This is a genomic window from Streptomyces sp. MST-110588, from assembly GCF_022695595.1.
Taxonomy (GTDB): Bacteria; Actinomycetota; Actinomycetes; order Streptomycetales; family Streptomycetaceae; genus Streptomyces.
In genome coordinates this window covers 3,727,358-3,748,588 of record NZ_CP074380.1, presented here as the reverse complement: position 1 = coordinate 3,748,588, position 21,231 = coordinate 3,727,358, and the positions used below count along the sequence as shown (strand labels likewise).

General features: G+C 72.4%; 13 protein-coding genes, 3 tRNA genes and 1 pseudogene. 11 read left to right on the top strand and 6 right to left on the bottom strand.

The features are described 5' to 3' along the window. Positions 1-52: 52 nt before the first annotated feature. Positions 53-961 (bottom strand): glycerophosphodiester phosphodiesterase family protein, encoded by a 909-nt coding sequence (locus tag KGS77_RS16455; RefSeq protein ID WP_242582190.1) that lies wholly within the window; start codon positions 959-961, stop codon positions 53-55. A gap of 385 nt (positions 962-1,346) precedes the next feature. On the opposite strand from KGS77_RS16455, the gene KGS77_RS16450 reads away from it, so the two are divergent. After that, on the top strand, positions 1,347-2,957 hold the full coding sequence (locus KGS77_RS16450; RefSeq protein WP_242582187.1) for a trypsin-like peptidase domain-containing protein: 1,611 nt from the start codon (positions 1,347-1,349) through the stop codon (positions 2,955-2,957). A gap of 44 nt (positions 2,958-3,001) precedes the next feature. Next, positions 3,002-3,089, top strand: a tRNA-Ser gene (locus KGS77_RS16445). A gap of 378 nt (positions 3,090-3,467) precedes the next feature. Here KGS77_RS16445 and KGS77_RS16440 read toward each other — a convergent pair. After that, positions 3,468-4,397, bottom strand: a complete 930-nt coding sequence (locus KGS77_RS16440) for a bifunctional DNA primase/polymerase (RefSeq protein ID WP_242582185.1) — start codon at positions 4,395-4,397, stop codon at positions 3,468-3,470. Positions 4,398-4,753: 356 nt separating this feature from the next. Here KGS77_RS16440 and KGS77_RS16435 point away from each other — a divergent pair, with 356 nt between their 5' ends. The 6 genes and pseudogenes from KGS77_RS16435 to KGS77_RS16405 all read left to right on the top strand — a co-directional run bounded on the left by KGS77_RS16435 (position 4,754) and on the right by KGS77_RS16405 (position 11,696). Further along, a complete protein-coding gene (locus KGS77_RS16435; protein ID WP_242582178.1) occupies positions 4,754-5,056 on the top strand; it encodes a hypothetical protein in 303 nt (100 codons plus the stop codon). Positions 5,057-5,169: 113 nt separating this feature from the next. Next, positions 5,170-6,213: pseudogene (locus KGS77_RS16430) on the top strand (OB-fold domain-containing protein); the annotation flags it as partial. A 629-nt stretch (positions 6,214-6,842) separates the two neighbouring features. Continuing rightward, a complete protein-coding gene (locus KGS77_RS16420) occupies positions 6,843-8,009 on the top strand; it encodes a lipid-transfer protein (RefSeq protein WP_242582175.1) in 1,167 nt (388 codons plus the stop codon). Between the two features lie 219 nt (positions 8,010-8,228). Further along, positions 8,229-9,260 carry a DUF1906 domain-containing protein gene (locus KGS77_RS16415; protein WP_347404499.1) on the top strand — a complete coding sequence of 344 codons (1,032 nt, stop codon included), beginning with the start codon at positions 8,229-8,231 and terminating at the stop codon, positions 9,258-9,260. 155 nt (positions 9,261-9,415) lie between these two features. Next, the gene (locus KGS77_RS16410) at positions 9,416-9,949 is read left to right on the top strand and encodes a SigE family RNA polymerase sigma factor (protein ID WP_242582173.1); all 534 of its coding nucleotides are present in this window, start codon (positions 9,416-9,418) and stop codon (positions 9,947-9,949) included. 94 nt (positions 9,950-10,043) lie between these two features. Beyond that, positions 10,044-11,696: a long-chain fatty acid--CoA ligase gene (locus tag KGS77_RS16405; RefSeq protein WP_242582171.1), complete on the top strand. Its 1,653-nt coding sequence runs from the start codon at positions 10,044-10,046 to the stop codon at positions 11,694-11,696. 46 nt (positions 11,697-11,742) lie between these two features. Here the strand turns inward: KGS77_RS16405 and KGS77_RS16400 are convergent, their stop codons facing one another. After that, entirely contained in the window at positions 11,743-12,453 is a 711-nt protein-coding gene (locus KGS77_RS16400; protein WP_242582169.1) for a TetR/AcrR family transcriptional regulator C-terminal domain-containing protein, read from the bottom strand. Positions 12,454-12,574: 121 nt separating this feature from the next. Between KGS77_RS16400 and KGS77_RS16395 the strand changes: the two genes are divergently transcribed. Then, positions 12,575-13,003: an ester cyclase gene (locus KGS77_RS16395; RefSeq protein ID WP_242582166.1), complete on the top strand. Its 429-nt coding sequence runs from the start codon at positions 12,575-12,577 to the stop codon at positions 13,001-13,003. Positions 13,004-13,071: 68 nt separating this feature from the next. On the opposite strand, the gene KGS77_RS16390 is transcribed toward KGS77_RS16395, so the two are convergent. Further along, positions 13,072-18,228, bottom strand: a complete 5,157-nt coding sequence (locus KGS77_RS16390; RefSeq protein ID WP_242582165.1) for a PAS domain-containing protein — start codon at positions 18,226-18,228, stop codon at positions 13,072-13,074. 343 nt (positions 18,229-18,571) lie between these two features. Next, positions 18,572-19,060 carry an SSI family serine proteinase inhibitor gene (locus KGS77_RS16385; protein ID WP_242582164.1) on the bottom strand — a complete coding sequence of 163 codons (489 nt, stop codon included), beginning with the start codon at positions 19,058-19,060 and terminating at the stop codon, positions 18,572-18,574. 436 nt (positions 19,061-19,496) lie between these two features. Here KGS77_RS16385 and KGS77_RS16380 point away from each other — a divergent pair. Together KGS77_RS16380 and KGS77_RS16375 are read left to right on the top strand one after the other, a co-directional pair. Then, positions 19,497-19,587, top strand: a tRNA-Ser gene (locus KGS77_RS16380). Positions 19,588-20,044: 457 nt separating this feature from the next. Further along, positions 20,045-20,117: transfer RNA gene (locus KGS77_RS16375), tRNA-Arg, on the top strand. A 242-nt stretch (positions 20,118-20,359) separates the two neighbouring features. Here the strand turns inward: KGS77_RS16375 and KGS77_RS16365 are convergent. Beyond that, complete coding sequence (locus KGS77_RS16365) at positions 20,360-21,145, bottom strand: GntR family transcriptional regulator (RefSeq protein WP_242582163.1); 786 nt, start codon at positions 21,143-21,145, stop codon at positions 20,360-20,362. Between the last annotated feature and the right edge of the window lie 86 nt (positions 21,146-21,231).

Below are 21,231 nucleotides of genomic sequence, written 5' to 3'. Positions count from 1 at the left end.
GATACGGCTCGAATGCGCCGGTGCACTCCCTGTAATGGCCTTCTAATGGCCTTCAGGCCAGGCCGAGCTGGCTTCGTACCTGTTTCGGGCGGTTGGTGATGATTGCGTCCACTCCCAGACGTGTACACAACTCCACGTCCGCCTCACTGTTCACGGTCCACACGTGCACCTGGTGGCCCGCGCGGTGCGCCTTGGCGACGTACTCGGGATGGGCGCGCAGGATCCGTATGCCGGGCCCCGCGATGTGTACGCCGGGCGGCAGCCGGCCGTCGCGGAGACGGGGGGTGAGGAACTGCATCAGATAGACACCGGGAATCTCCGGAGCCGCGGCCCGGACGCGGTGCAGCGACCGGGCGGAGAAACTCATGACGCGGACGGGCGGTGGCAGGTCGCCGGTTCCCTTGGTGTGGCCGAATCTCTCCAGCAGTTCGACCAGCCGCTCCTCGACCTGGCCCGCCCAGCGGGTGGGGTGTTTGGTCTCGATGGCCAGCTCCACCCGGCGGTCCGCGTCCGTGACGAGCTCCAGGAGCCGCTCCAGGGTCAGGACGGACGTGCGCTCGGGGTCCTCGTGCTGCCGGTCGGGCGCCTCGGCGGTGTCGTACGTGCCGGGCCCGCCGTACGCGCCGTCGGCGCCCCGCCCGCCGGCCCCTTGTGGCGCTGTGCCGTCGGCGCCCTCCTTCCACGAGCCGAAGTCCAGGGCCGCGAGGTCGGCCAGCTCCAGGGCGGAGACGGCGCCGCGCCCGTTGGAGGTGCGGTTGACCCGGCGGTCGTGGACGCAGACGAGATGGCCGTCGGCCGTGAGGCGGACATCGCACTCCAGTGCGTCGGCACCGTCCTCGATGGCCTTGCGGTACGCGGCGAGGGTGTGTTCCGGCGCGTCCTCGGACGCGCCACGATGGGCTACGACGGAAATGGTGGGCGGCCCCGGACGGTCGTCCCGGGCCGGGCGCGCAGTGGTCACCGCGTTATCGTGCCATCGCTGCCGGGCAGTGCGCCGGGCGAGCCACTGGGTACGCCGCCGGGCGGGCCCGCCGGCCGGCCCCCGGTCCGGCCGCTGGTCCGGACCTTGAGCGACACCTGATGTGCATACCACCAGATGCGCCCGAATTGTCCGACATAAAGGATGAGGGGACAGTCACAGCCCCGGCTTACGGTGCTCTGACGCACCGTGGGAAAGGCTGGAGACAGCCGGCCGTCCTTCAGGGTCCGGGGCGCTCGTACACCGGACACACCGGATAGGTGAAACTCCGTATGCGATATCCGGTACAGGAGCCGGTATACGGATAAGGACCGGTGCCCGAGCGTGAGCCGCGGGCCGGAACCGTCGTGAAGCTGAGGAGAGAGCCGTGAGCACCGAGAACGAGGGAGCCGCCGTCCCCTCGGAGGCCGAGCCGTCGACCGCGCCGCGGGCGCCGGAGCGCGCCCCGGAGTCCGGCACCCGGCCTTCGCCCGCCCCCACCGCGCCTCCCGCGCCCGCCGCGCCGCCGCAAGCCCCTCAGGCGCCGCAGACGCCCTCCACGACGGCCTCCGCCCCCGCGGACCGGCCCGCTGCTCCGCCCACGGCTCCGCCCGCCGCCCCGCCCTCGGACGCGCCCCCGGCGCCCGGCTTCGCACCCACGGCGGCCCAGGGCGCCGACCAGCCGCCGCAGCCGCCGCACGGTACGCCGGCACACAGCACCCCGGCGCCCGGCACCCCGACCGCCGCCGTCGGCACCGCCACCCCCGCCACCGGCGGCTGGAGCAGCCCCCCGCCCCCTCCGTACGGCGGTGGCGGGGGCGGCGACGGTGACACCACCGCCGTATGGGGCGCCCCCATGCCCCCGCCCAAGCCCCGCCGCAACGGCGGCCTGATCGCCGCGGTCCTGGTGGCCGCGCTGGTCGCGGGCGGCATCGGCGGCGGCATCGGCTTCTGGGCCGCCGGCCGCAGCGACACCAACAGCTCGACCACCGTCAGCGCCTCCGGCGACCCCGAGGCCCTGAACCGCAAGCCGACCTCGGTCGCCGGCATAGCGCAGAAGGCGCTGCCCAGCGTCGTGACGATCGAGGCGCAGGGCGCGAGCGGCGAGGGCGGCACCGGCACCGGCTTCGTCTACGACAAGCAGGGCCACATCCTCACCAACAACCACGTCGTCGCCAGCGCGGCCGAGGGCGGCAGGCTGACCGCGACGTTCTCCGACGGCAAGAAGTACGACGCCGAGGTCGTGGGCCGGGCCCAGGGGTACGACGTGGCCGTCATCAAGCTCAAGAACGCCTCGGACGCCCACCTCTCGCCGCTGCCGCTGGGCCGGTCCGCCAACGTGGCGGTCGGTGACGCCACGATCGCCATCGGCGCCCCCTTCGGCCTCTCCGGAACGGTCACCACCGGCATCGTCAGCGCCAAGGACCGCCCGGTGGCCTCCAGCGACGGCGGCGGCAGCAGCGCCTCGTACATGAGCGCCCTGCAGACCGACGCCTCGATCAACCCGGGCAACTCCGGCGGTCCGCTGATGGACGCCGGCGGCAATGTCATCGGCATCAACTCCGCGATCCAGTCGGCGGGCGGCGGAGGCGGCTTCGGCGGCGAGAGCCAGCAGTCCGGCAGCATCGGCCTGGGCTTCGCGATCCCGATCGACCAGGCCAAGCGGGTGGCGGACGACCTGATCAGGACGGGCAAGCCGATCTACCCGCAGATCGGCGTCCAGGTCGGCCTGAAGGACTCCCGCGACGGCGCGACGATCAGCCGCACCGGCACCAACGGCTCGGCCCCGGTCACCCCGGGCGGCCCCGCCGACAAGGCCGGCCTCAAGCCAGGCGACACCATCACCAAGCTCGACAACACCGTCATCGACAGCGGCCCGACCCTGATCAGCGAGATCTGGCAGCACAAGCCGGGCGACCGGGTGACCCTCACATATGTACGCGACGGCAAGGAGCACACCGCCCAGGTCACCCTGGACCAGCGCACGGGAGACAAGTGACGCGCTAGTCTGATCCCCGCGCCACCACTCCACCGGCGGCGCGGGGAGGCTTGCCCGAGCGGCCTAAGGGAACAGTCTTGAAAACTGTCGTGAGGTAACCCCTCACCGTGGGTTCAAATCCCACAGCCTCCGCCCACGCGGTAAAAACCGCAGATGAGAGGGGCGCCCGGACCACCCGGGTGCCCCTCTCGCCATTCGTCTCACCGCGGATTCAGCCAGGCCGGCCCGGACACCTTCAGTTCGCCGGCGGGGTCAAGGGGCCCGGGCGGGCCAGTGTCTCGGACAGCGGCAGTGCGTCTCTTGCGGCAGCGGTCTGCCGTACCCGTAGTTCGGCGCGCGTTCGCGGTCGGTACTTGGGGTCCTTGCCGCACCCGCACGCCTCGCGCCCTTCGTAACGCAGCCCTTCTCCCAGGACGGTGGCCACCACGGACCATCCGCGGACGTCAAGCAGACCACCCGTTTCTTCCGGCAAGTCTTCCGGCGAGGTGGCTCGGCCGCGTACCGCTGCGATCAGTACCGGTGGGCGGGGCGCGGGCGGGGGCGGGCGGCGGAGGTGATGGTGGTGTGGGCCTCGCGGTCGGTCAGGCCGGTGCGGCGGGCGGCTTCGGCGAGGGCGGGGGCCAGTTCCTGGCCGAGGCCGGATTCGTACGCGCGGCAGGCGGCCCAGAAGAGACGGGCGTTGCGCTGGCCGATGGGGGAGGTGCGGACGAAGCGTACGAGGGCCTGGGCGGAGGAGGGGACCGGTGCGGAGGGATGAGGGAAGTCGGGGGTGGGGGTGTGGGGTGCGGTCAGGAGGGAGAGGAACGGGATGGGGGCGGGGGCCGGGGTGCGGGGGGAGCCGGGGACCAGGCGGTAGTGGCCGCGGGCGGTGAGGGAGCCGGGGCCGACCAGGTAGCCGCCGGCGCCGCGGATGTCGATGCCCGGGGCGAGGCGGCCCGCGGAGTTGGGGACCGGCGGGGCGGGCGGTGAGGCCGGGCCGGAGAGCCAGAGGTGCCGGCCTCCCGAGGGCGTGCGGACGGTGACCGTGGGGGGCAGTGCGAAGCCGTGTTCCTGGGTGATGAGGCGCAGGGCGGTCAGGCCGTCGGCGCCGTTCTTGGTGTCGAGGTCGATGCCGATGAGGTGGTACGGCGGCAGGCCGCAGGCGATGCCGTAGGCCGTGGCCCACGGGGCGGCGGCGAAGAGCCGGCGGACGGTCAGCGGATCGCTGCTCGCGTCGTGTACGCCGTGCCCCGGCCGGCCGCACTCCCCGTGGCAAATGGCCGATCCGGGCATGGGGCGGTGCGGGGAGCGCAGGGCCGGCAGCTTCGTACGGGTCAGCGGGAGTACGGCGTAGCCGCGGCCGGCCGCGACGAGGGCGTGGGTCAGGGCTGTGGCGTGGTCGTTTCCGGGCCGGCGGGGGCGGGCGGCGGATGTCCGGGCATGGCGTGAGGAAGAGGCCATGGGTCTATTTTCGTATGCCAGTTCGATTCCCGGAAGGGGTGGAACGGGGCTGCGAGAGGGAGGGCAGAGGGGGGATGAAATGGATCGAAAAGATGGTGAACCGGTGCGCCGCTTGCACTGAGGGTGGTTCATCGCAATTGTGGGGTTGCGATGAGATATTGCGCGCTTGGATGCAGTTGCCCCCAATATTCATACTTGCGGGGGAAACGGAGCCTATGGGTGGTATCGCCGGAGTCCCGCTGGGCACATCTGGTTGCGCGACGTCGTGAAGCGTCTTGCAGGGCGGCCGGCCAACCGCCCTGCGCCACCAAGCAGTTCTCACCGAACTCGAGTTGTGTTCCGTAGGAGGAATAGTCATGGCAAGCACCCGCACCCGCGTTTTCGCCTCGCTGGCAGCGCTCCCCCTCGCGGCCGCCTGCTTCACCGGCGTAGCCCAGGCTGACAACGGCGGCTACGCGAACCACGGGTCGAACGCCTCCGCGGCGGGCGTGCTCGGCTCCGGTGTCGCCGACGACAACGAGGGCAACTCCACCACCTCGCAGCAGTCGGCCACCGGCTATGGCGCGTCGAACGACAGCCGTATCTACAACTTCAACGACGTGGGCTTCGCCTACATCGACGAGACCACCACGACGATCAACTTCACCACCCTTTGGTGACGTTGCGTTCCTGAGGGTGGCGCGGGGCCCGCAGCGGGCCGCCGCGGCGGCCTTGACAGTGAGAGGGTTTCTGACGGACAGTCAGAAACCCTCTCACTCGCGCGCCCGCGCGGGTGGCGGCGGGCGGGGAGGCAGCGGTGGACGACCGGGCGCCGCGGACGGACGGGCTCCATGAGCGGCTGAAGCTGTTCGAAGGGAAGGCCGCGGTGACGGCGGGGGTGGGCAAGGACCCCGTCAACGCGCCGATGATCAGACACTGGTGCGAGGCGATGGGCGATGCCTCCCCCGCTTACCGGGGGCCGGACGCCATCGCGCCCCCGACGATGCTCCAGGTCTGGACGATGGGCGGCCTCTCGGGCCAGTCGGACCGCGCAGACCGCGCAGACCACGCAGACCACGCAGACGCTACGGGGCGCTCGGCGGCGTACGACGAACTCTTCGAACTCCTGGACGCCGCCGGATACGCCTCCGTGGTCGCCACCGACTGCGAGCAGGAGTACTTACGGCCGCTGCGCCCGGGGGACACGGTCACCTTCGACGCCGTCATCGAGTCGGTCTCCGCCCGCAAGACGACCAAGCTCGGGTCCGGGTACTTCATCACGACCCGGATGGAGATACGTGCCCGGGGGGTGCCGGCCGGGACGCATCGCTTCCGGATACTGAAGTACGCGCCGGTGGCGAAGGGCGGGCGCAGAGACGGCCGTTCGGGGGCCGGCGAGGGCGGGAGCGAGGGTGCCGAGCGCGGTGCCGGTGGGTCCGGGGGCCGGCCGCGGCCCGTCGTCAACCGCGACAACGCGGGATTCTGGGACGGCGTCGCCGAGCACAAGCTGCTCATCCAGCGGTGCTGCGGCTGCGGGACGCTGCGTTTCCCCTGGCTGCCGGGGTGCGGCAGTTGCGGCTCGCAGAAGTGGGACACGGTGCCGGCCGGCGGCGGGGGAACGGTCTATTCGTACGTGGTGGTGCACCACCCGGCCCTGCCCGCTTCGTCAGCCGGCGGCACGGGGCCGTACGCGGTGGGGCTGATCGAGCTGGCGGAGGGGGTACGGATCGTCGCCGGTGTGGTCGGTGTGCCGTACGACCGGGTGCGGATCGGGATGCCCGTACGGCTGGACTTCCGCCGGGTGGACGGCGAATGGGAGCTGCCGGTCTTCACCGCGGCAGCCGGGGCGGAAGGCGGCACGGAAGACTGGGCGGAAGGCGGGGCGGCAGCCGGGGCGGAAGACGATATGGGGAGCGTGGCGGCGGCGGGGTCGGAAACCCCTGCCGAATCCGGTGCGGAGCCCGCCGCCCCGCCCGCGACGCCGGCCGGTGACGAGCTGCCGCCGCTCGCGATACCGGTCACCCGTACGCTGATCGTCGCCGGAGCCGTGGCCTCCCGCGACTACCAGGACGTGCACCATGACGCCGAGGCCGCCCGCGCCAAGGGCTCCCCGGACATCTTCATGAACATCCTGACCACCAACGGGCTCGTCGGCCGCTACGTCACCGACTGCCTGGGTCCCGGAGCCGTCCTGCGCAAGGCGGCCATCCGGCTCGGCGTGCCCAACTATCCGGGGGACGAGATGGTACTGCGGGGCACTGTCACCAGGTCGGCGGTGGAAGGGGGCACCGGCGACGACACCGGCGACGACGGCAGACGTACGGCAGAAGTACGGATCGTGGGCATGAACAGCCTGGGCCCCCACGTGACCGGAACGATCACGGTCACCCTCCCGGAGGCGGGGCCGGAGCCGAATCGGGAGCCGCAGCCACAGCCAGAACCGGAACCGAAGCCGGAGGCAGCCCGATGAGCCTGCGCGCCGCGGACTCGCTCGGCGGCCGGGCCGCCGTCGTCGGCATCGGCGCCACCGAGTTCTCCAAGGACTCCGGCCGCAGTGAGCTGCGGCTCGCCGTGGAAGCCGTACGCGCCGCCCTGGACGACGCCGGGCTGGCCCCCGCCGACGTGGACGGGCTGGTCACCTTCACCATGGACACCAGCCCGGAGATCACGGTCGCGCAGGCCGCCGGCATCGGCGAGCTGTCCTTCTTCTCCCGCGTGCATTACGGCGGCGGCGCGGCCTGCGCCACGGTCCAGCAGGCGGCCCTCGCGGTGGCGTCCGGGGTCGCCGAGGTCGTCGTCTGCTACCGCGCCTTCAACGAGCGCTCCGGCCGCCGCTTCGGAGCCGGCGTACGGCGTCGCGAACCGTCTGCCGAGGGCGTCGCGCTCGGCTGGAACCTGCCCGCCGGCCTGCTGACACCCGCCTCCTGGGTCGCCATGGCCGCACAGCGCTACCTGTACGCGTACGGACTGGCTCCCGAGGTGTTCGGGCATGTCACCGTCACCGCCCGCCGGTACGCGGCCCGCAACCCCGCCGCGTACTTTTATGGGCGGCCCGTCACCCTCGCCGACCACGTCGCCTCACGCTGGATCGTGGAGCCGCTGCGGCTGCTGGACTGCTGCCAGGAGACCGACGGCGGCCAGGCGCTCGTGGTGACCTCGGTCGAACGGGCCCGGGACCTGGCGCGGCCGGCCGCGGTGATCCACGCGGCGGCGCAGGGCGCGGGCCGGGCGCAGGAGCAGATGACCAGCTTCTACCGCGACGACCTGACCGGTCTGCCCGAAATGGGAGTGGTGGCACGGCAGTTGTGGCGCACCAGCGGGCTGCGTCCCTCCGACATCGACGTCGGCATCCTCTACGACCACTTCACGCCCTTCGTGCTGATGCAACTGGAGGAGTTCGGTTTCTGCGGGCGGGGTGAGGCGGCCGGCTTCGTCGCGGCGGACGCGCTGCCGCTCAACACCCACGGCGGGCAGCTCGGCGAGGCGTATCTGCACGGCATGAACGGCATCGCGGAGGCGGTACGGCAGCTCCGCGGCACCTCCGTCAACCAGGTACCGGGCGCCGCACGGGTCCTGGTGACCGCGGGGACGGGCGTACCGACCTCCGGACTGGTCCTCGGCACGGACGGCTGACGGCGGGGCGCCCGGTGGCTGACGGCGGGGCGCATGGAGGCCGTCGGCAGAGTGCCCGGCGGCTGACGGCGGGTGGCGGAGAACCGACCGCGCCCCCTCCAGCAGACGGCTGAAAGCGGGTAAAACGGTAAAAGCTGGCGTGTCCGTCCGGTCTCGGCCGGGCCGGACCCTTTCACTCGCCCTATGCGATCGACAAAAAGGATCATCCGAAGGGGCGTTTTGCTGCTCACCGCCCTGGTCGCCCTGATGGCCGGGGTGGAGCCGGGCGCCGTCGCCGGGCCGCTGCCCCGGCGGGCGGACCAGCCGGGCCGGACGGCCGACGCGTGGCGGACCGGCCCGCACACGCCGCGCGGTGCACCCTTTTCGTACGGGACGGGCTCGCCGTACGTGGCAGCGTCCCCGGCGGACCCGGCAGGCACGTCGGTCCGTGCGGCCGTACCGAACAGCTCGGCCGTACCGAACAGCTCGGCCGTACCGAACAGCGCGGGCGTACTGAACAGCTCGGGCGTATCGGACCGCGCAGCGCTGGACTCGCCCAAGATCTTCCGGGGCTGGGGCCTGGACACCTGCAACACCCCCTCCCAGCGCACCCTGCGGGCGTGGAAGCACTCCAAGTACCGCGCCATCGGCGTCTACTACGGTGGCCGCGGCCGGTCCTGCAAGAAGCAGTCGCACCTCAGCCACGCCTGGATGCGTGCCACCCGCCGCCTGGGCTGGTACGTCCTGCCCCTCTACGTCGGTTCGCAGGCCCCGTGCGTCGTCGGCAAGGACCGCCGGCACCACACCATCGGCAGCCGGCCGTGGCGGCAGGGCGAGGCCGAGGCCCGGGACGCGATCCGCCGGGCCCGGCCGCTGGGTATCGCCGGCGGCAGCCCGATCTACCTGGACATGGAGGCGTACAAACTGAACTCCAAGCCGTGCGCCCGCGCGACGCTGCGTTTCGTCCGCGGCTGGAGCCGCGAGGTGCGTCACCATGGATACCTGCCCGGCTTCTACGGCAGCGCCGACTCCGGGGTGCGGCACCTGGAACAGGCCCGGCGCTCCGGGGTGGGGGACCTGCCCGCCGTGATGTGGTTCGCGCGCTGGCACGGCAAGCCCTCGCTGTACGGGGAGCCGGAGCTGTCCGGCCAGGGCTGGCGCCCGCACCGGCGGATCCACCAGTACGCGGGCAACGTGGTGGAGAAACACGGCGGACGCAAGCTCCACATCGACCGAAACAAAGTGGACGCCCCGGTCGCGGTGATCAGGTAGGAAGCACCGCCGCCGACGGGGAGACCCTAGGGGACGATCACCGCCCGTACGCCCTGAGAAGGTGGGGTACGCCCCACCCGTACAACTTGAGACGGAGAACGCTTCGGCACCTGGGGCCGATCCATGGCGACCCCCCGCACTTTTAGCGTGGAGCCATGACCACGCCAGTGTGCACCAGCGCCTCCACCGCCGCTGTGTTCCCGTCGTTCTCGTCGTACGTACGCGACCGCGGACCGGTACTGCTGCGGACCGCCCGCTCGCTCACCGCGAACCCGAACGATGCGGAGGACCTGCTGCAGACGGCACTGACGAAGACCTACCTGGCGTGGGAACGGATCGAGGACCACAGGGCGCTGGACGGGTACGTACGCCGCGCCCTGGTCAACACGCGTACCTCGCAGTGGCGCAAGCGCAAGGTCGACGAGTACGTGTGCGAGGAAATCCCCGAGCTGGACCCCATACCCGCCCCCGACCCGGCCGAGGCACAGGCGCTGCGCGACGCGATGTGGCGGGCGGTCCTGCGCCTCCCGGCCCGCCAGCGCGCCATGGTCGTACTGCGCTACTACGAGGACCTGAGCGAGGCCCAGACCGCCGAGGTCCTGGGCGTCTCGGTCGGCACGGTCAAGAGCGCCGTCTCCCGCGCCCTGGCCAAACTCCGGGAGGACCCGGACCTCGCGGTGGCGGCCTGAGTAGCTCGCGCGAGGTAGTGACTTACCGGGAGATACGGCGAAAGAATCAGGGTTCCTTACCCGCGCGTAAACCTGATCTTTCCGGAGGCCACCGGTGCTGAGCACGATGCAGGACGTACCGCTGACAGTGACCCGCATCCTCGTGCACGGAGCGCTCGTGCACGGTGCGGCGGAGGTGGTGACCTGGACCGGGGAGGCCGAGCCGGAGCGCCGTACGTTCCGGGAGGTGGGTGAGCGCTCGGTGCAGCTCGCCAACGCCCTGCACGACGAGCTGGGGGTGCGGGGCGACGAGCGGATCGCGACCCTGATGTGGAACAACTCCGTTCACCTGGAGGCGTACCTCGCGGTGCCGTCCATGGGGGCCGTGCTGCACACCCTGAATTTGCGGCTTCCGGCCGAGCAGATCGCGTGGATCGTCAACCACGCCGCCGACCGGGTGGTCATCGTCAACGGCACGCTGCTGCCGCTGCTCGCGCCGCTCCTGCCGCATCTGCCGACGGTCGAGCACGTCGTCGTCGCCGGGCCGGGGGACCGCTCCGTTCTGGAGGGCTGCCGGCCGCGCGTACACGACTACGAGGAGCTGATCGCGGGCCGGCCGCGCCGCTACGACTGGCCTGAGATCGATGAGCGGCAGGCGGCGGCGCTGTGCTACACCTCCGGGACGACCGGTGATCCCAAGGGTGTGACGTACAGCCACCGTTCCGTCTATCTGCACGCGATGGAGGTCAACGCGGCCTCGTCCTTCGGGCTGACGCCCGCGGACATCTGTCTGCCGGTCGTGCCGATGTTCCACGTCAACGCCTGGGGTCTGCCGCACGCCGCCTTCATGGCGGGCTCCTCGCTGCTGATGCCCGACCGCTTCCTGCAGCCCGCGCCGCTCGCCGAGATGATCGAGTCCGTACGGCCCACGGTCACGGCGGGCGTGCCCACCATCTGGCAGGGGCTGCTGGCCGAACTGGACGCCCGGCCGCGCGATCTGTCCTTCCTTAAGACCGTCGTCAGCGGCGGCTCGGCGATCCCGCCGTCCGTCATGCGGGCGTTCGAGGAGCGGCACGGGCTGCGGGTCGTTCAGGCGTGGGGCATGACGGAGACCTCGCCGCTGGGCTGTATCGCCCACCCGCCGGCCGGTGTGGAGGGCGAGGACGCCTGGCGCTACCGGATCACCGCGGGCCGCTTCCCCGCCTCCGTCGAGGCCGGGCTGATCGGGCCGGACGGCGAGACGGTGCCCTGGGACGGGAAGTCGACCGGTGAGCTGGTGGTGCGCGGGCCGTGGATCGCGGGCGCGTACTACGGCGGGGCGGACGGGGCGGACTTCCGGCCCGAGGACAAGTTCACCGCGCTCGGCCAGTTGCGTACGGGCGATGTCGGCACGATCACGCCGGACGGCTATCTGACGCTGACCGACCGTGCCAAGGACGTCATCAAGTCGGGTGGCGAGTGGATCTCGTCGGTCGAGCTGGAGAACCACCTGATGGCGCACCCGGACGTCGCGGAGGCCGCGGTGGTGGCCGTACCGGACGAGAAGTGGGGAGAGCGGCCGTTGGCGACCGTGGTGCTGCGGGACGGCGCGAGCGCCGGGTACGAGGAGTTGCGGACGTTCCTGGGCGAGCGGGTGGCGCGCTGGCAGGTTCCGGAGCGGTGGGCGCTGGTGGCGGCGGTGCCGAAGACGAGCGTGGGGAAGTTCGACAAGAAGGTGCTGCGGCGGTGGTACGCGGAGGGGGAGATGGAGGTGACGCGGCTGGGGTGATGCGGTTGGGGTGAGGGGGTTGGGGTGAGGGGGAAGGGGGCGGCGCTCAGGGGGTGTGGTGGGTGGGGGCCTCGGGGTGTGGGGTGTCGGGGCTCGGCGTGTCGGCGGCCGGGGAGAAGCCGTTGAGCAGGGCCCGTACGGCGAAGTCGAAGCGGGCCGCGTCATCGACTCCGGCGCCGGTCCGCGCGGCTTCGACCACGAGCGGATAGCGCGCGGAATCCAGGCCGGCGAGCCACTGCACCGAGCCCCGGCCGCCCTCCCCGCCGCCGATGCCGGCCTCGGCGGCGGTGTGGCCGACGACGAAGAGGGTCAGGGCGTTGAGGGCGTCGACCGCGCGCCCCAGGGGGAATCCCACGGCCGTCAGTACGTGCAGGCCGCGCTCGACCGCGTCCAGCGTCGCCGGAGTCACCGCGGGACGGGTCGCCACCAGCGGCAGCATCCTGGGGTGGCGCAGCAGTGCCTGCCGCAGTGAGTCGGCGTACCCGCGCAGCAGTCCCCGCCAGTCCACGTCCGGCGACACCTGCGCCGGCTCGGGCGGCAGGGCCTGGGTGCAGACCCGTTCCACCAGAGCGTCGAGCAGTTCCGCCTTGTTGGGAACGTAGTTGTAGAGGGTCATCGCCTCGACGCCCAGCTCCGAGCCGAGCCGCCGCATGGTCAGCGCGGCGGCGCCCTCCCGGTCCACCAGGGCCAGCGCGGCGTCCAGGACCTGTTCCCTGGTCAGGCCGGCCCGTTCGCCCTGCTTCCGCTTCGGGGTCATCGTGGGGTGCTCCTTGCCTGCCGCTGTTGCTCTCGCCGTTGTCGGTGGACCGCTTGACTTTCTTACGTCGTAAGTTCATCGTAGCGGCTTCCACGTTACTTACGGCGTAAGGATGGGCCAGATGGGTCTAGAGGAGAACAAGAGGGTGGCGGCCGGCTTCTTCCAGGCGCTCAGCGAGGGGCGGCTCGACGACCTCCCTCGGTACATGGCGCGGGACGTCATCGACCACAACAAGATCATTGTGGGCGCGGCCGACGAGCCGGGCGCGGCCTTCGACGGCTTCCGCCAGCAGCTCGACGCCTTCAGCAACGCCCGGATGCGGCCCCAGGAACTCATTGCCGAGGGTGCCAGTGTGGTGGCCCGACTGCTGGTCAGCGGTACGCATACGGGCTTCCACCCCCGGATGCCCGAGCCCACCCGCCGTTCCTTCGAGGTCGAGCAGATCTGGATCCTGACGGTCACCGACGGCCGGATCTCGCGGATCCGGGCCGTCAGCGACCGCCTCGGGATGTTTCTCCAGCTCGGCTGGGACTGGCCGGCCGAGGACTGATCGCCGCCGCGGGCTGTCTGTACCGGGGTGGTTTGTTCGGTTCGTTCGGTTTGTTCGGCTTGGTCTGCTTAGTTTGTGCCGATTTTGGCCAGCAGGTCGACGATCCGGGTCTGTACCTCGGCGCTGGTCGAGCGCTCTGCCAGGAAGAGCACGGTCTCGCCCGCGGCGAGCTGCGGAAGCTGCGCCGGATCGAGGTCGGCGGAGGTGTAGACGACCAGCGGCGTATGGGCCAGCAGGCCGTTGGCGCGCAGCCAGTCGACGATCCCGGCCCGTCGGCGGCGTACCTGCATCAAGTCCATGACCAGCAGGTTCGGCCGCATCTGCGCGGCGAGGGTGACCGCATCGGCGTCCGTCGCGGCCCGCGCGACCTGCATGCCACGCCGCTCCAGCGAGGCGGTCAGGGCACCGGCGATGGCGTCGTTCTCCTCGGCCAGCAGCACGCGGGCCGGGTGCATTTCACTGTCGCGCGGGGCCAGGGCCTTGAGCAGTACGGCCGGGTCGGCGCCGTACGCGGCCTCCCGGGTCGCCTGCCCGAGCCCGGCCGTCACCAGCACCGGGACCTCGGCCGCCACCGCCGCCTGACGCAGCGACTGGAGGGCCGTACGGGTGATCGGTCCGGTCAGCGGGTCGATGAACAGCGCGGCCGGGTACGCCGCGATCTGCGCGTCCACCTCCTCGCGGGAGTTGACGATCACCGGGCGGTAGCCGCGGTCGGTCAGCGCCTGCTCCGTGGAGGCGTCCGGGGCGGGCCATACGAGCAGCCGGCGCGGGTTGTCCAGCGGCTCCGGCGGCAGTTCGTCGTCCATCGGCGGAGGCTGGTGGTCCACGACCTCGACCGCGCCGTTCGGGCCGTCCAGCGGCTCGGGGCCCTCACTGCCGTCGTCGGGCGCGGAGATCGCGAAGGCGCGGCCCTCGGAGGGGTCCAGGAGGTGCGAGGGCGCGTTCGGGTGTGGCTGTGGGTGCGCTTGTGGTTGGGGCTGTGGCTGCGGTTGGGCTTGCGGTTGGGCTTGCTGGTCCGGTGGCAGGGGCGCGCCCGGGGCGGGGGCGTGCGGGGCCGGGCGGGGGCCGGCCGCGTGCGGGTGGGGGCGGTTCTCACCGGGTACGGCGTCGGCCGCGCCCGTACGGTCGTCCTCCTGCGGAGGCGCGGCGAGCTTACGGCGGCGGCCGGAACCGGCGGGTGCGGCGCCGGGTACGGGCGTACCGCCGGGGGCCGCCGGGTGCTGCCGGTCGGAGAGGTGCTGGGCGAACGGCGCGCCCTGGCCGAGCGTACGCACGCTGAACGCACGGCCGTGGGACTGGCTCGCGGCCGGCCCGGCGCCCTCCTCCTCGGGCTCGGGCGCCGACTGGCCCGGGCCGTGGCCGAGGGGGCGTGGCTGCGGATGAGCGCTCGCCCGCGGTGGCTGGGGCTGGGACGGCTGTGGCTGGGGCTGTGCCTGCTGTCCGTGCTGTGCGTGCTGACCGTGTTGCGGTTGCTGTGCTTGTTGTGGCTGCTGAGGCGGCGGCTGTCGGCGGGCGTGGCCAGGGGCCTGGCCTTGGTTCTGGCTCTGACCCTGGCCCTGGCCCTGGACCGGTCCTTGCGGGTCCCGGGCCGTCGCCTGTTCCTGAGTGGCCTGAGCGGCTTCGGCGGCCTGCGGGGCCTCGACCGGGCTGGGCCGGCCGCGCCGGCGGCCCGTGGGAGCGGGCACCGGGTCCCCGGCCCTCGACAGGTCGCCGGGCGCCGTCCCGTGCTCTTCGCCGGGAACCGTGCCCATGGCGCCTTCAGAGGCCGTACGGGCGAGAGGTCCGGCCTCGCCGCCCACCCCGGGCCCGGCCTCGGCATCCGTACCCGTGTCCGTACCTGTAGCCGCACCCGTACCCGTCGCGTTGCCGGTGGTGCCCGGTCCGGTCGCCGGTCCGGGCACCGGCCCGGCCGGGTGGGCGACCAGGCCCTCGGGACCCGCGACGAACGTTCCCGTCGACTCCGTGTCGGCCATCGCCGCCGCAGCCCGCTCCTCGGCCGCGGCCCGCCGTGCACGACGGCGTCCGGTCGGCTCGGAGCCCCAACCGCCCTGCGCCTGCGCCGAATTCAGGGCACCGGCAGGCTGCCCCGGCATGGCCGCATCGCCCGACCCGCCCGCGACCGGACCTTCGGCCACGGCCCGGCGCGCCCGGCGCCGTCCCGTGCCCACGCCGTCGTCCTGCGGCCCGGCCGCCTGCGCGGGCAACTGGCCGGCCACGGTCGGCAGCGCCGCCGCCAGGGACTCCGGAGTCTGGTCCGCGGCGGCGGGCGGCAGCGCGAACGCCGTACGGCCACCGACGGACGGACCGGAAGAGGAGCCGGCGGACGAACCGGGGGACGAGCCGGTGGACGGATCGGAAGACGAGCCGGTGGGCGACGCACCCTTCGCCTGCCCCGCCTGCCACACCTGCTGAACAGGCACCTGAGAGGGCGTGTGCGGCTGCGCGGGGGAGGGCAGCGGCTGGTGCGCGGGCTGCCGGCTGCCGGGCACCGCTCGCTCGCTCGCGTCGGCGAGCGGACGGCGCGCCCGCCGGCCGGTGGGCTGCGCCGGTGCCCCGGGGTGGGCCACCGCGGACCCCTGGACGGATTCGCCACCCAGCCCGGCCGGGAGCGAGGACAGCGCGCTGTCCTCGGCCGCCTCCGGCTGTCCGCGCCGCCGCCCGCTCGGCGGTACGGTCCCGGCGCCGCCCGGCCCCGGTTCCGTACTCATGCCGGGCCGGCCGCCGCCACCGTGGCCCGCGCCGGTGCCGGTGCCGGTACCTGCGCCGGTGTCGTGCTCCTGGTCGTGGCGCGGGGCGACACCGCCGTACGAATCCGCCGCTGAACCGTGAACCCCCGGCGCCGTACGGGCGTTCGGCACCTGACCCAGAGGACGGCGGCCACCCCCCGTACCGCTTCCGGTTCCGGAGGGCCCGTCGGCCCCGGCCTGCCCCGTGGCGCCGGGCCGGGGGCCGGAAGAGGCCGTGCCGCCACTGTGCGGACCGGTGTTCTGCCCCGGGATACCGATACCGGGAATGCCGATGCCCGGAACGCCGATGCCTGGCACGTTGGTACCTGGCACACCGGTGCCCGGTACGCCCGCACGAGGCGTGTCCTCGTCCGGCCGCTGTTCGTCCGGCCGCTGTCCCGGCGTGCCGGAGTGCCGTGCGCGCCGACGCCCGGAGGGCATGTCCTCCGAGGCACCGGGGCCGGCGTTCCCCGCCGCGTTCGCCGGCTCCACCCCGCCCGCCGAGTCCCGGCCGACCGCGCCAGCCGCAGCCGAAGCCCCGTCAAACCCCGACGCCCCAGAAGCGTCAGAAGTACGCGAAGAGTTCGAAGCACCCGGAGCACCCGAAGAGCCCGGAACCCCCAAAGCCCCCGGCGCCGCACCTTCGACCCCACCGGCCGACTCGTCCGGCCCACCGTGACCACGACCACCCGCAGTCGGGCCCCGCCCCGTACCCGGCACAGGCACAGGCCGCCCGCCCCGCCCGGCCGCCCCCACGGCTCCGGCCGCGCCCGCGCCCGCGTCCTGGCCCCCGCCCCGGCCCTCGTCCGTGCCCCGAGCCCGCTCGGCGGGCACCGGCATCACGGTCGTCTCGTTCCCGGTCGCCTCGCGTGCCCGGTCCCCGGTCGCGGCCGAGCCGTCCGCCGTGACCGGCACCTCCAGTACGTACGAGCTGCCGCCCGCGCCCGGCACCTCGTGCGTCTGCAGCACGCCGCCGTGCTGCCGCACGATCCCGCGCACGATGGGGTGATGGACCGGGTCGCCGCCGCCGTACGGCCCGCGTACCTCGATCCGTACGACGTCACCGCGCTTGGCCGCCGCGACCACGATCGTGGAGTCCCCAGCACCGGCCCCGGCCCCGGCACCAGCACCGGTCCCGGCGCGCGCGCCCGCCCCCGAGCCGGTCCCACCAGCCCCACCCGCCGCAGACGCCGTGCCGCTCGCCCGGCCCGCATTGCGCGCGGCACCCGTACCGCCGCCGCCCGCATTGCCCGTGGCGTCCACACCCGCCACATCCGCGATCAGATGTGCCAGCGCCTGGGCGATCCGCTCCGCGTCCACCTCGGCCTCTATGGGAGGCGCGTGTACGGCGAACTGCGCGCGGCCCGGCCCGATCAGCTCGACCGCACCCTCCACGCCCGCCGCCACCACATCGTCCAGCGAGACCTTCGTACGCTTCAGCCGCTCGCGGCCCGCGTCCAGCCGCTGGAAGCTCAGTACGTTGTCCACCAGCGTCGTCATCCGGGTGTAGCCCGCGGCGAGGTGGTGCAGGATCTGGTTCGCCTCCGGCCACAACTGGCCTGCCGGATCGGCCGCCAGCGTGCTCAGCTCGGCCTTCAGCTCCTCCAGCGGACCGCGCAGCGACTGGTCCAGGACGGCCAGCAACTGCGCGTGGCGGGCCGCCAGCGCGTCATAGGGCCGCCGGTCGGTGAAGGTCATCACCGCGCCGACGAGCTGGTCCCCGTCCCGTACCGGCGCCGTCGTCAGGTCCACCGCGACCGAACGGCCGTCCTTGTGCCACAGCACCTGCCCCCGAACCCGGTGCTTGCGCCCGGACTTCAGGGTGTCCGCCAGCGGCGTCTCCTCCCACGGCAGCGGCGAGCCGTCCGGCCGCGAGTGGTGGATGAGCGGGTGCAGCTCCCGGCCGCCCAGCTCGCTCGCCCGGTAGCCCAGGATCTGGGCCGCGGAGGGGTTGACCAGGACGACCTTGCCCTCGTCGTCGACGCCGACCACGCCCTCGGCCGCCGCGCGCAGGATCATCTCCGTCTGCCGCTGCTGACGCGCCAGCTCGGTCTCGGTGTCCAGCGTCCCGGTCAGGTCCCGTACGACCAGCATCAGCAGCTCGTCGCCGGTGTACCCGTTGCGGTGATCGGCGTACGCGGCCTCGAAGGCGGACTCGTACGGGGTGCGCCCGTCCTCCAGGTTGGCGCTGGTGACCTCGACCAGCAGCTCGGTGCCGTCGGTGCGCCGCGCGACCATCCGCGTCGGCTTCGTCCGGGGGCCGTCCATCTCCTCGTCCCGGCGCCGCATGGAACCGGGGATGCGCTTGGAGTCGAAGGACGGCAGGAGGTCGAGCAGCCCACGGCCCACCAGGGCGGTTCCAGGAGCCTCGAACGTCTCCAGCGCGATGGTGTTGGCGTTGACGACCGTGCCGTTGCAGTTGACGAGCAACAGCGCGTCGGGCAGGGCGTCGAGTATGGCTGCGAGGCGAGCAGCGCCTCGGGATGGCCTGCTGCTCACGACGACGCTTCCTCCCTGTTACCGCACCTTGCAGATCTCACCGTCACGTCCGTGGCGGGTCACTGGAAAGGAGTCTACGGGCACTGTATGAGGGCGCGGAGACGGATGAGGGGGAGGTACCGGCACGGCTCCGCGCGACTCGCCGCACGCCCGACATGTGCCCCGCGTCCTGACCTGCCGCGCTACTCCCTCCCGAAGTTCCTCACCGAATCCCTCACCAAGTCCTCCCCAAAAATCCGCACCCAATCCCTCCGCGCGCCTCTCCGCACATCCCTCCCCACACCTCTCCGCACACCTCTCCGCACGTCTATCCCCACACCTCTCCCCACATCCCTCCCCGCCCTCATGAAGCGGTCGCCGGCAGCAGCGGCTCGAAACGGTCCCAGCGGCTGATCTCACATCCGTTGGACCGCTTGAAGTTCGCTTTCACGGGGCGGCCGGCCCAGACGCCTGTGACGCGGGCGGTGGCCGGGCCGCCGTACTGCATCGTGCACTGGGAGTCCGAGGCCACCGGCGCGAACGGATCGGAGCCCCAGGTCGTCAGCCGGTCCAGCAGCGCGCAGGCGGACCGGGCGGCCGGGTGGGTGCCGCCGGCGGGGTGACAGCGCAGCTCGTACGTGCCGTCGGTGGCCGGACCGCCGGAGTGGCTGACGGTGACGGTGAGGTGATCCCCGGCCGTGGGAGCCGTCCGCGACGGCAACAGCGGAATCGGAGCGGCGGCGGCCGGCGCGGTGGCGGCCGACGCGACGGCCGGCGACACCGCGGACGCGAGGGACGCCACGGAGGCGGCGGCGATGACCGCGGCGAACAGAGACGGTCGGCGGAGCGGCATCACGGACTCCAGGTGCGCGGGGAGGGGCGTCGTCTGAGGGACATACGAAGACCTGCAGAGGCACTACGGGGCTCTCTCGCCCGCAAGAGCTCCCGGCACGTTTAACGCGCCGCGGCCCATGACGTTGCGCGCCGCGCCGTACGGGACGCCATGTTCGAGACGTGTACGAACCGTGCGTGAGCCGCGTGCAAACCGTGTACGTGCGGTGTGCGAGATGTGTAAGCCCCCATGAGCGCCCCGCCGTCCCCGCCCGGGCGCCGCCGACTCCGCCCGGGGCCCCGCCGACCCAGCCCGGGGCGCGCGCTGTCCCGGCGCGGAAGACCTTTGCCCGGTGGCCCACCTGCCTAGTACCGTAGGGGGCGATTGGTCGCAGCACACTGAGCTGTGCCATCATTCTGGACACGCCACGAAGCGCTTACGCGCGGGTGGGGTGTGTGGAGGCGTCGCCTAGTCCGGTCTATGGCGCCGCACTGCTAATGCGGTTTGGGTTTTAAAGCCCATCGAGGGTTCAAATCCCTCCGCCTCCGCTTCACGGTTCAGGCCCTGGTCCCACAGACCAGGGCCTGAACCTTTTTCCATCCGTACGCCCCACCGACGGTGCCCCCACTCGCCCGCCCGTTCCCGTACGCCTTCTCTCGTACGCCCTCACCCGTACGCGCCGTGACGCACCCGCCGACACACCTGCCGACAAACCCGGCGCACACCAAGGACCGGCCTCACAGCACCAACAGGACCAGGCAGGCAGCATCAGCACCCGGCTGCCCGTCTACTTCCCCGCCGCTTCCCCCGCCAAGGGCCACACCTGCCCGATTCCCGCCCGGATCATCGAAGGCTCCCCCACCCGGACCACCCGCCCCGCCCCCGCCCCCAACCGCGTTTCCGCAGGTCAGAGGCGGTCAGGGAATCGGATTTCGCCTCACGGCGCAGGTCATGTAATGTTGTTCCCGCAACGCCGACCGGCAAGAAAAACCGCCGGAAAGCCAAGCGCTCGTAGCTTAACGGATAGAGCATCTGACTACGGATCAGAAGGTTGCAGGTTCGAATCCTGCCGAGCGCACAGCAGGTCAAAGCCCCCGCCGGGTCACCCGGACGGGGGCTTTGTCGTGCCGTACAGCAGCGAAAACAGCAACCGGGCCAGCCGGTGCCGCTCACAGCTCCCGAAAGACTGTCGAGCGCCGCTCGCATGTGTTCCGCGTCTTCTGGAGCGGGATCAGCCGCAGCCCGCCCCGACGAGCCCGCGGAGCGAACATGCGGGTCACAGGTTGCCAGGCTCAATCGGGGTGCCTCGCGCACCGCCGGTCAGGTGGCCGGGAGCTGGTAGGAGAGGACGTAGGCGTCCGCCGCCATCACCGTGTCGCAGACCTCCACGGCCCGCTTCTCTGTGTCGTACGCCGTGCGGATCAGGCGGATCACCGGGACGCCGGAGGCCAGTTGCAGTGTCTTGACCTCGGCGGGTGAGGGCATCCGGGCGCGGATCTCCTCCTCGAAGTGGTCGAGGTGGTGGCCCAGCTCTTCAAGCCGGGCGTAGATGCCGCCGGGGCCGGGGTTGGGCTCGGCGATCTGCGTGCCGCGGGCGATGTCGAGCGGCAGGTAGGAGGTGGCGAACTCGACCGGCCGGCCATCGAGCAGGTAGCGGCGGCGCCGGGCGAGCACCCGCCGTACGGAGCCGAGCCGGGCGGAGATGTCCTGGCTGGCCTTCTCCTCCTTGACCTCCAGGCCGTCCACCGTGGGATGGCTGCCGGCGGCATCGGCCTCCACGGTGAACGCGGACTTGCCCTGCTCGCGGTGGCGCCGGGCGAAGCGGTCGGAGGCGAGGCGGTGGACGGGCGGGCGCGGCCGGACGAAGACACCCTTGCCGTGCTCGGCATGGACCAGGCCCTCGCCCTGGAGGACCGAGAAGGAGTTCCGCACCGTCATACGGGAAACCCCGTAGTGCTCCACCAGCTCGGCTTCCGAGGGCAGCTTTTCCCCTTCCCTGAACCGGCCACGGTCGATGGCCTCGCGAAGCTGATCGGCGATCTGCCGGAAAACCGCACGATCACTCATGGGGTCGAGAGCGCCAAGAACGCTCGGAAGAGACGTCACGTGGACTACTCCTTTAGATATCTAGACGAGTGGGCGAGTGCTGTTGCTACGGTGGAGAGCCTAGCCATCCGAAAGGGCCGAGGAAC

Bases quoted from the DNA above. Each gene is read 5' to 3' on its own strand.
- KGS77_RS16440 (WP_242582185.1), bottom strand. From the start codon at position 4,397: ATGGCCTCTTCCTCACGCCATGCCCGGACATCCGCCGCCCGCCCCCGC.
- KGS77_RS16420 (WP_242582175.1), top strand. From the start codon at position 6,843: ATGAGCCTGCGCGCCGCGGACTCGCTCGGCGGCCGGGCCGCCGTCGTC.
- KGS77_RS16435 (WP_242582178.1), top strand. From the start codon at position 4,754: ATGGCAAGCACCCGCACCCGCGTTTTCGCCTCGCTGGCAGCGCTCCCC.
- KGS77_RS16410 (WP_242582173.1), top strand. From the start codon at position 9,416: ATGACCACGCCAGTGTGCACCAGCGCCTCCACCGCCGCTGTGTTCCCG.
- KGS77_RS16395 (WP_242582166.1), top strand. From the start codon at position 12,575: ATGGGTCTAGAGGAGAACAAGAGGGTGGCGGCCGGCTTCTTCCAGGCG.
- KGS77_RS16385 (WP_242582164.1), bottom strand. From the start codon at position 19,060: ATGCCGCTCCGCCGACCGTCTCTGTTCGCCGCGGTCATCGCCGCCGCC.
- KGS77_RS16400 (WP_242582169.1), bottom strand. From the start codon at position 12,453: ATGACCCCGAAGCGGAAGCAGGGCGAACGGGCCGGCCTGACCAGGGAA.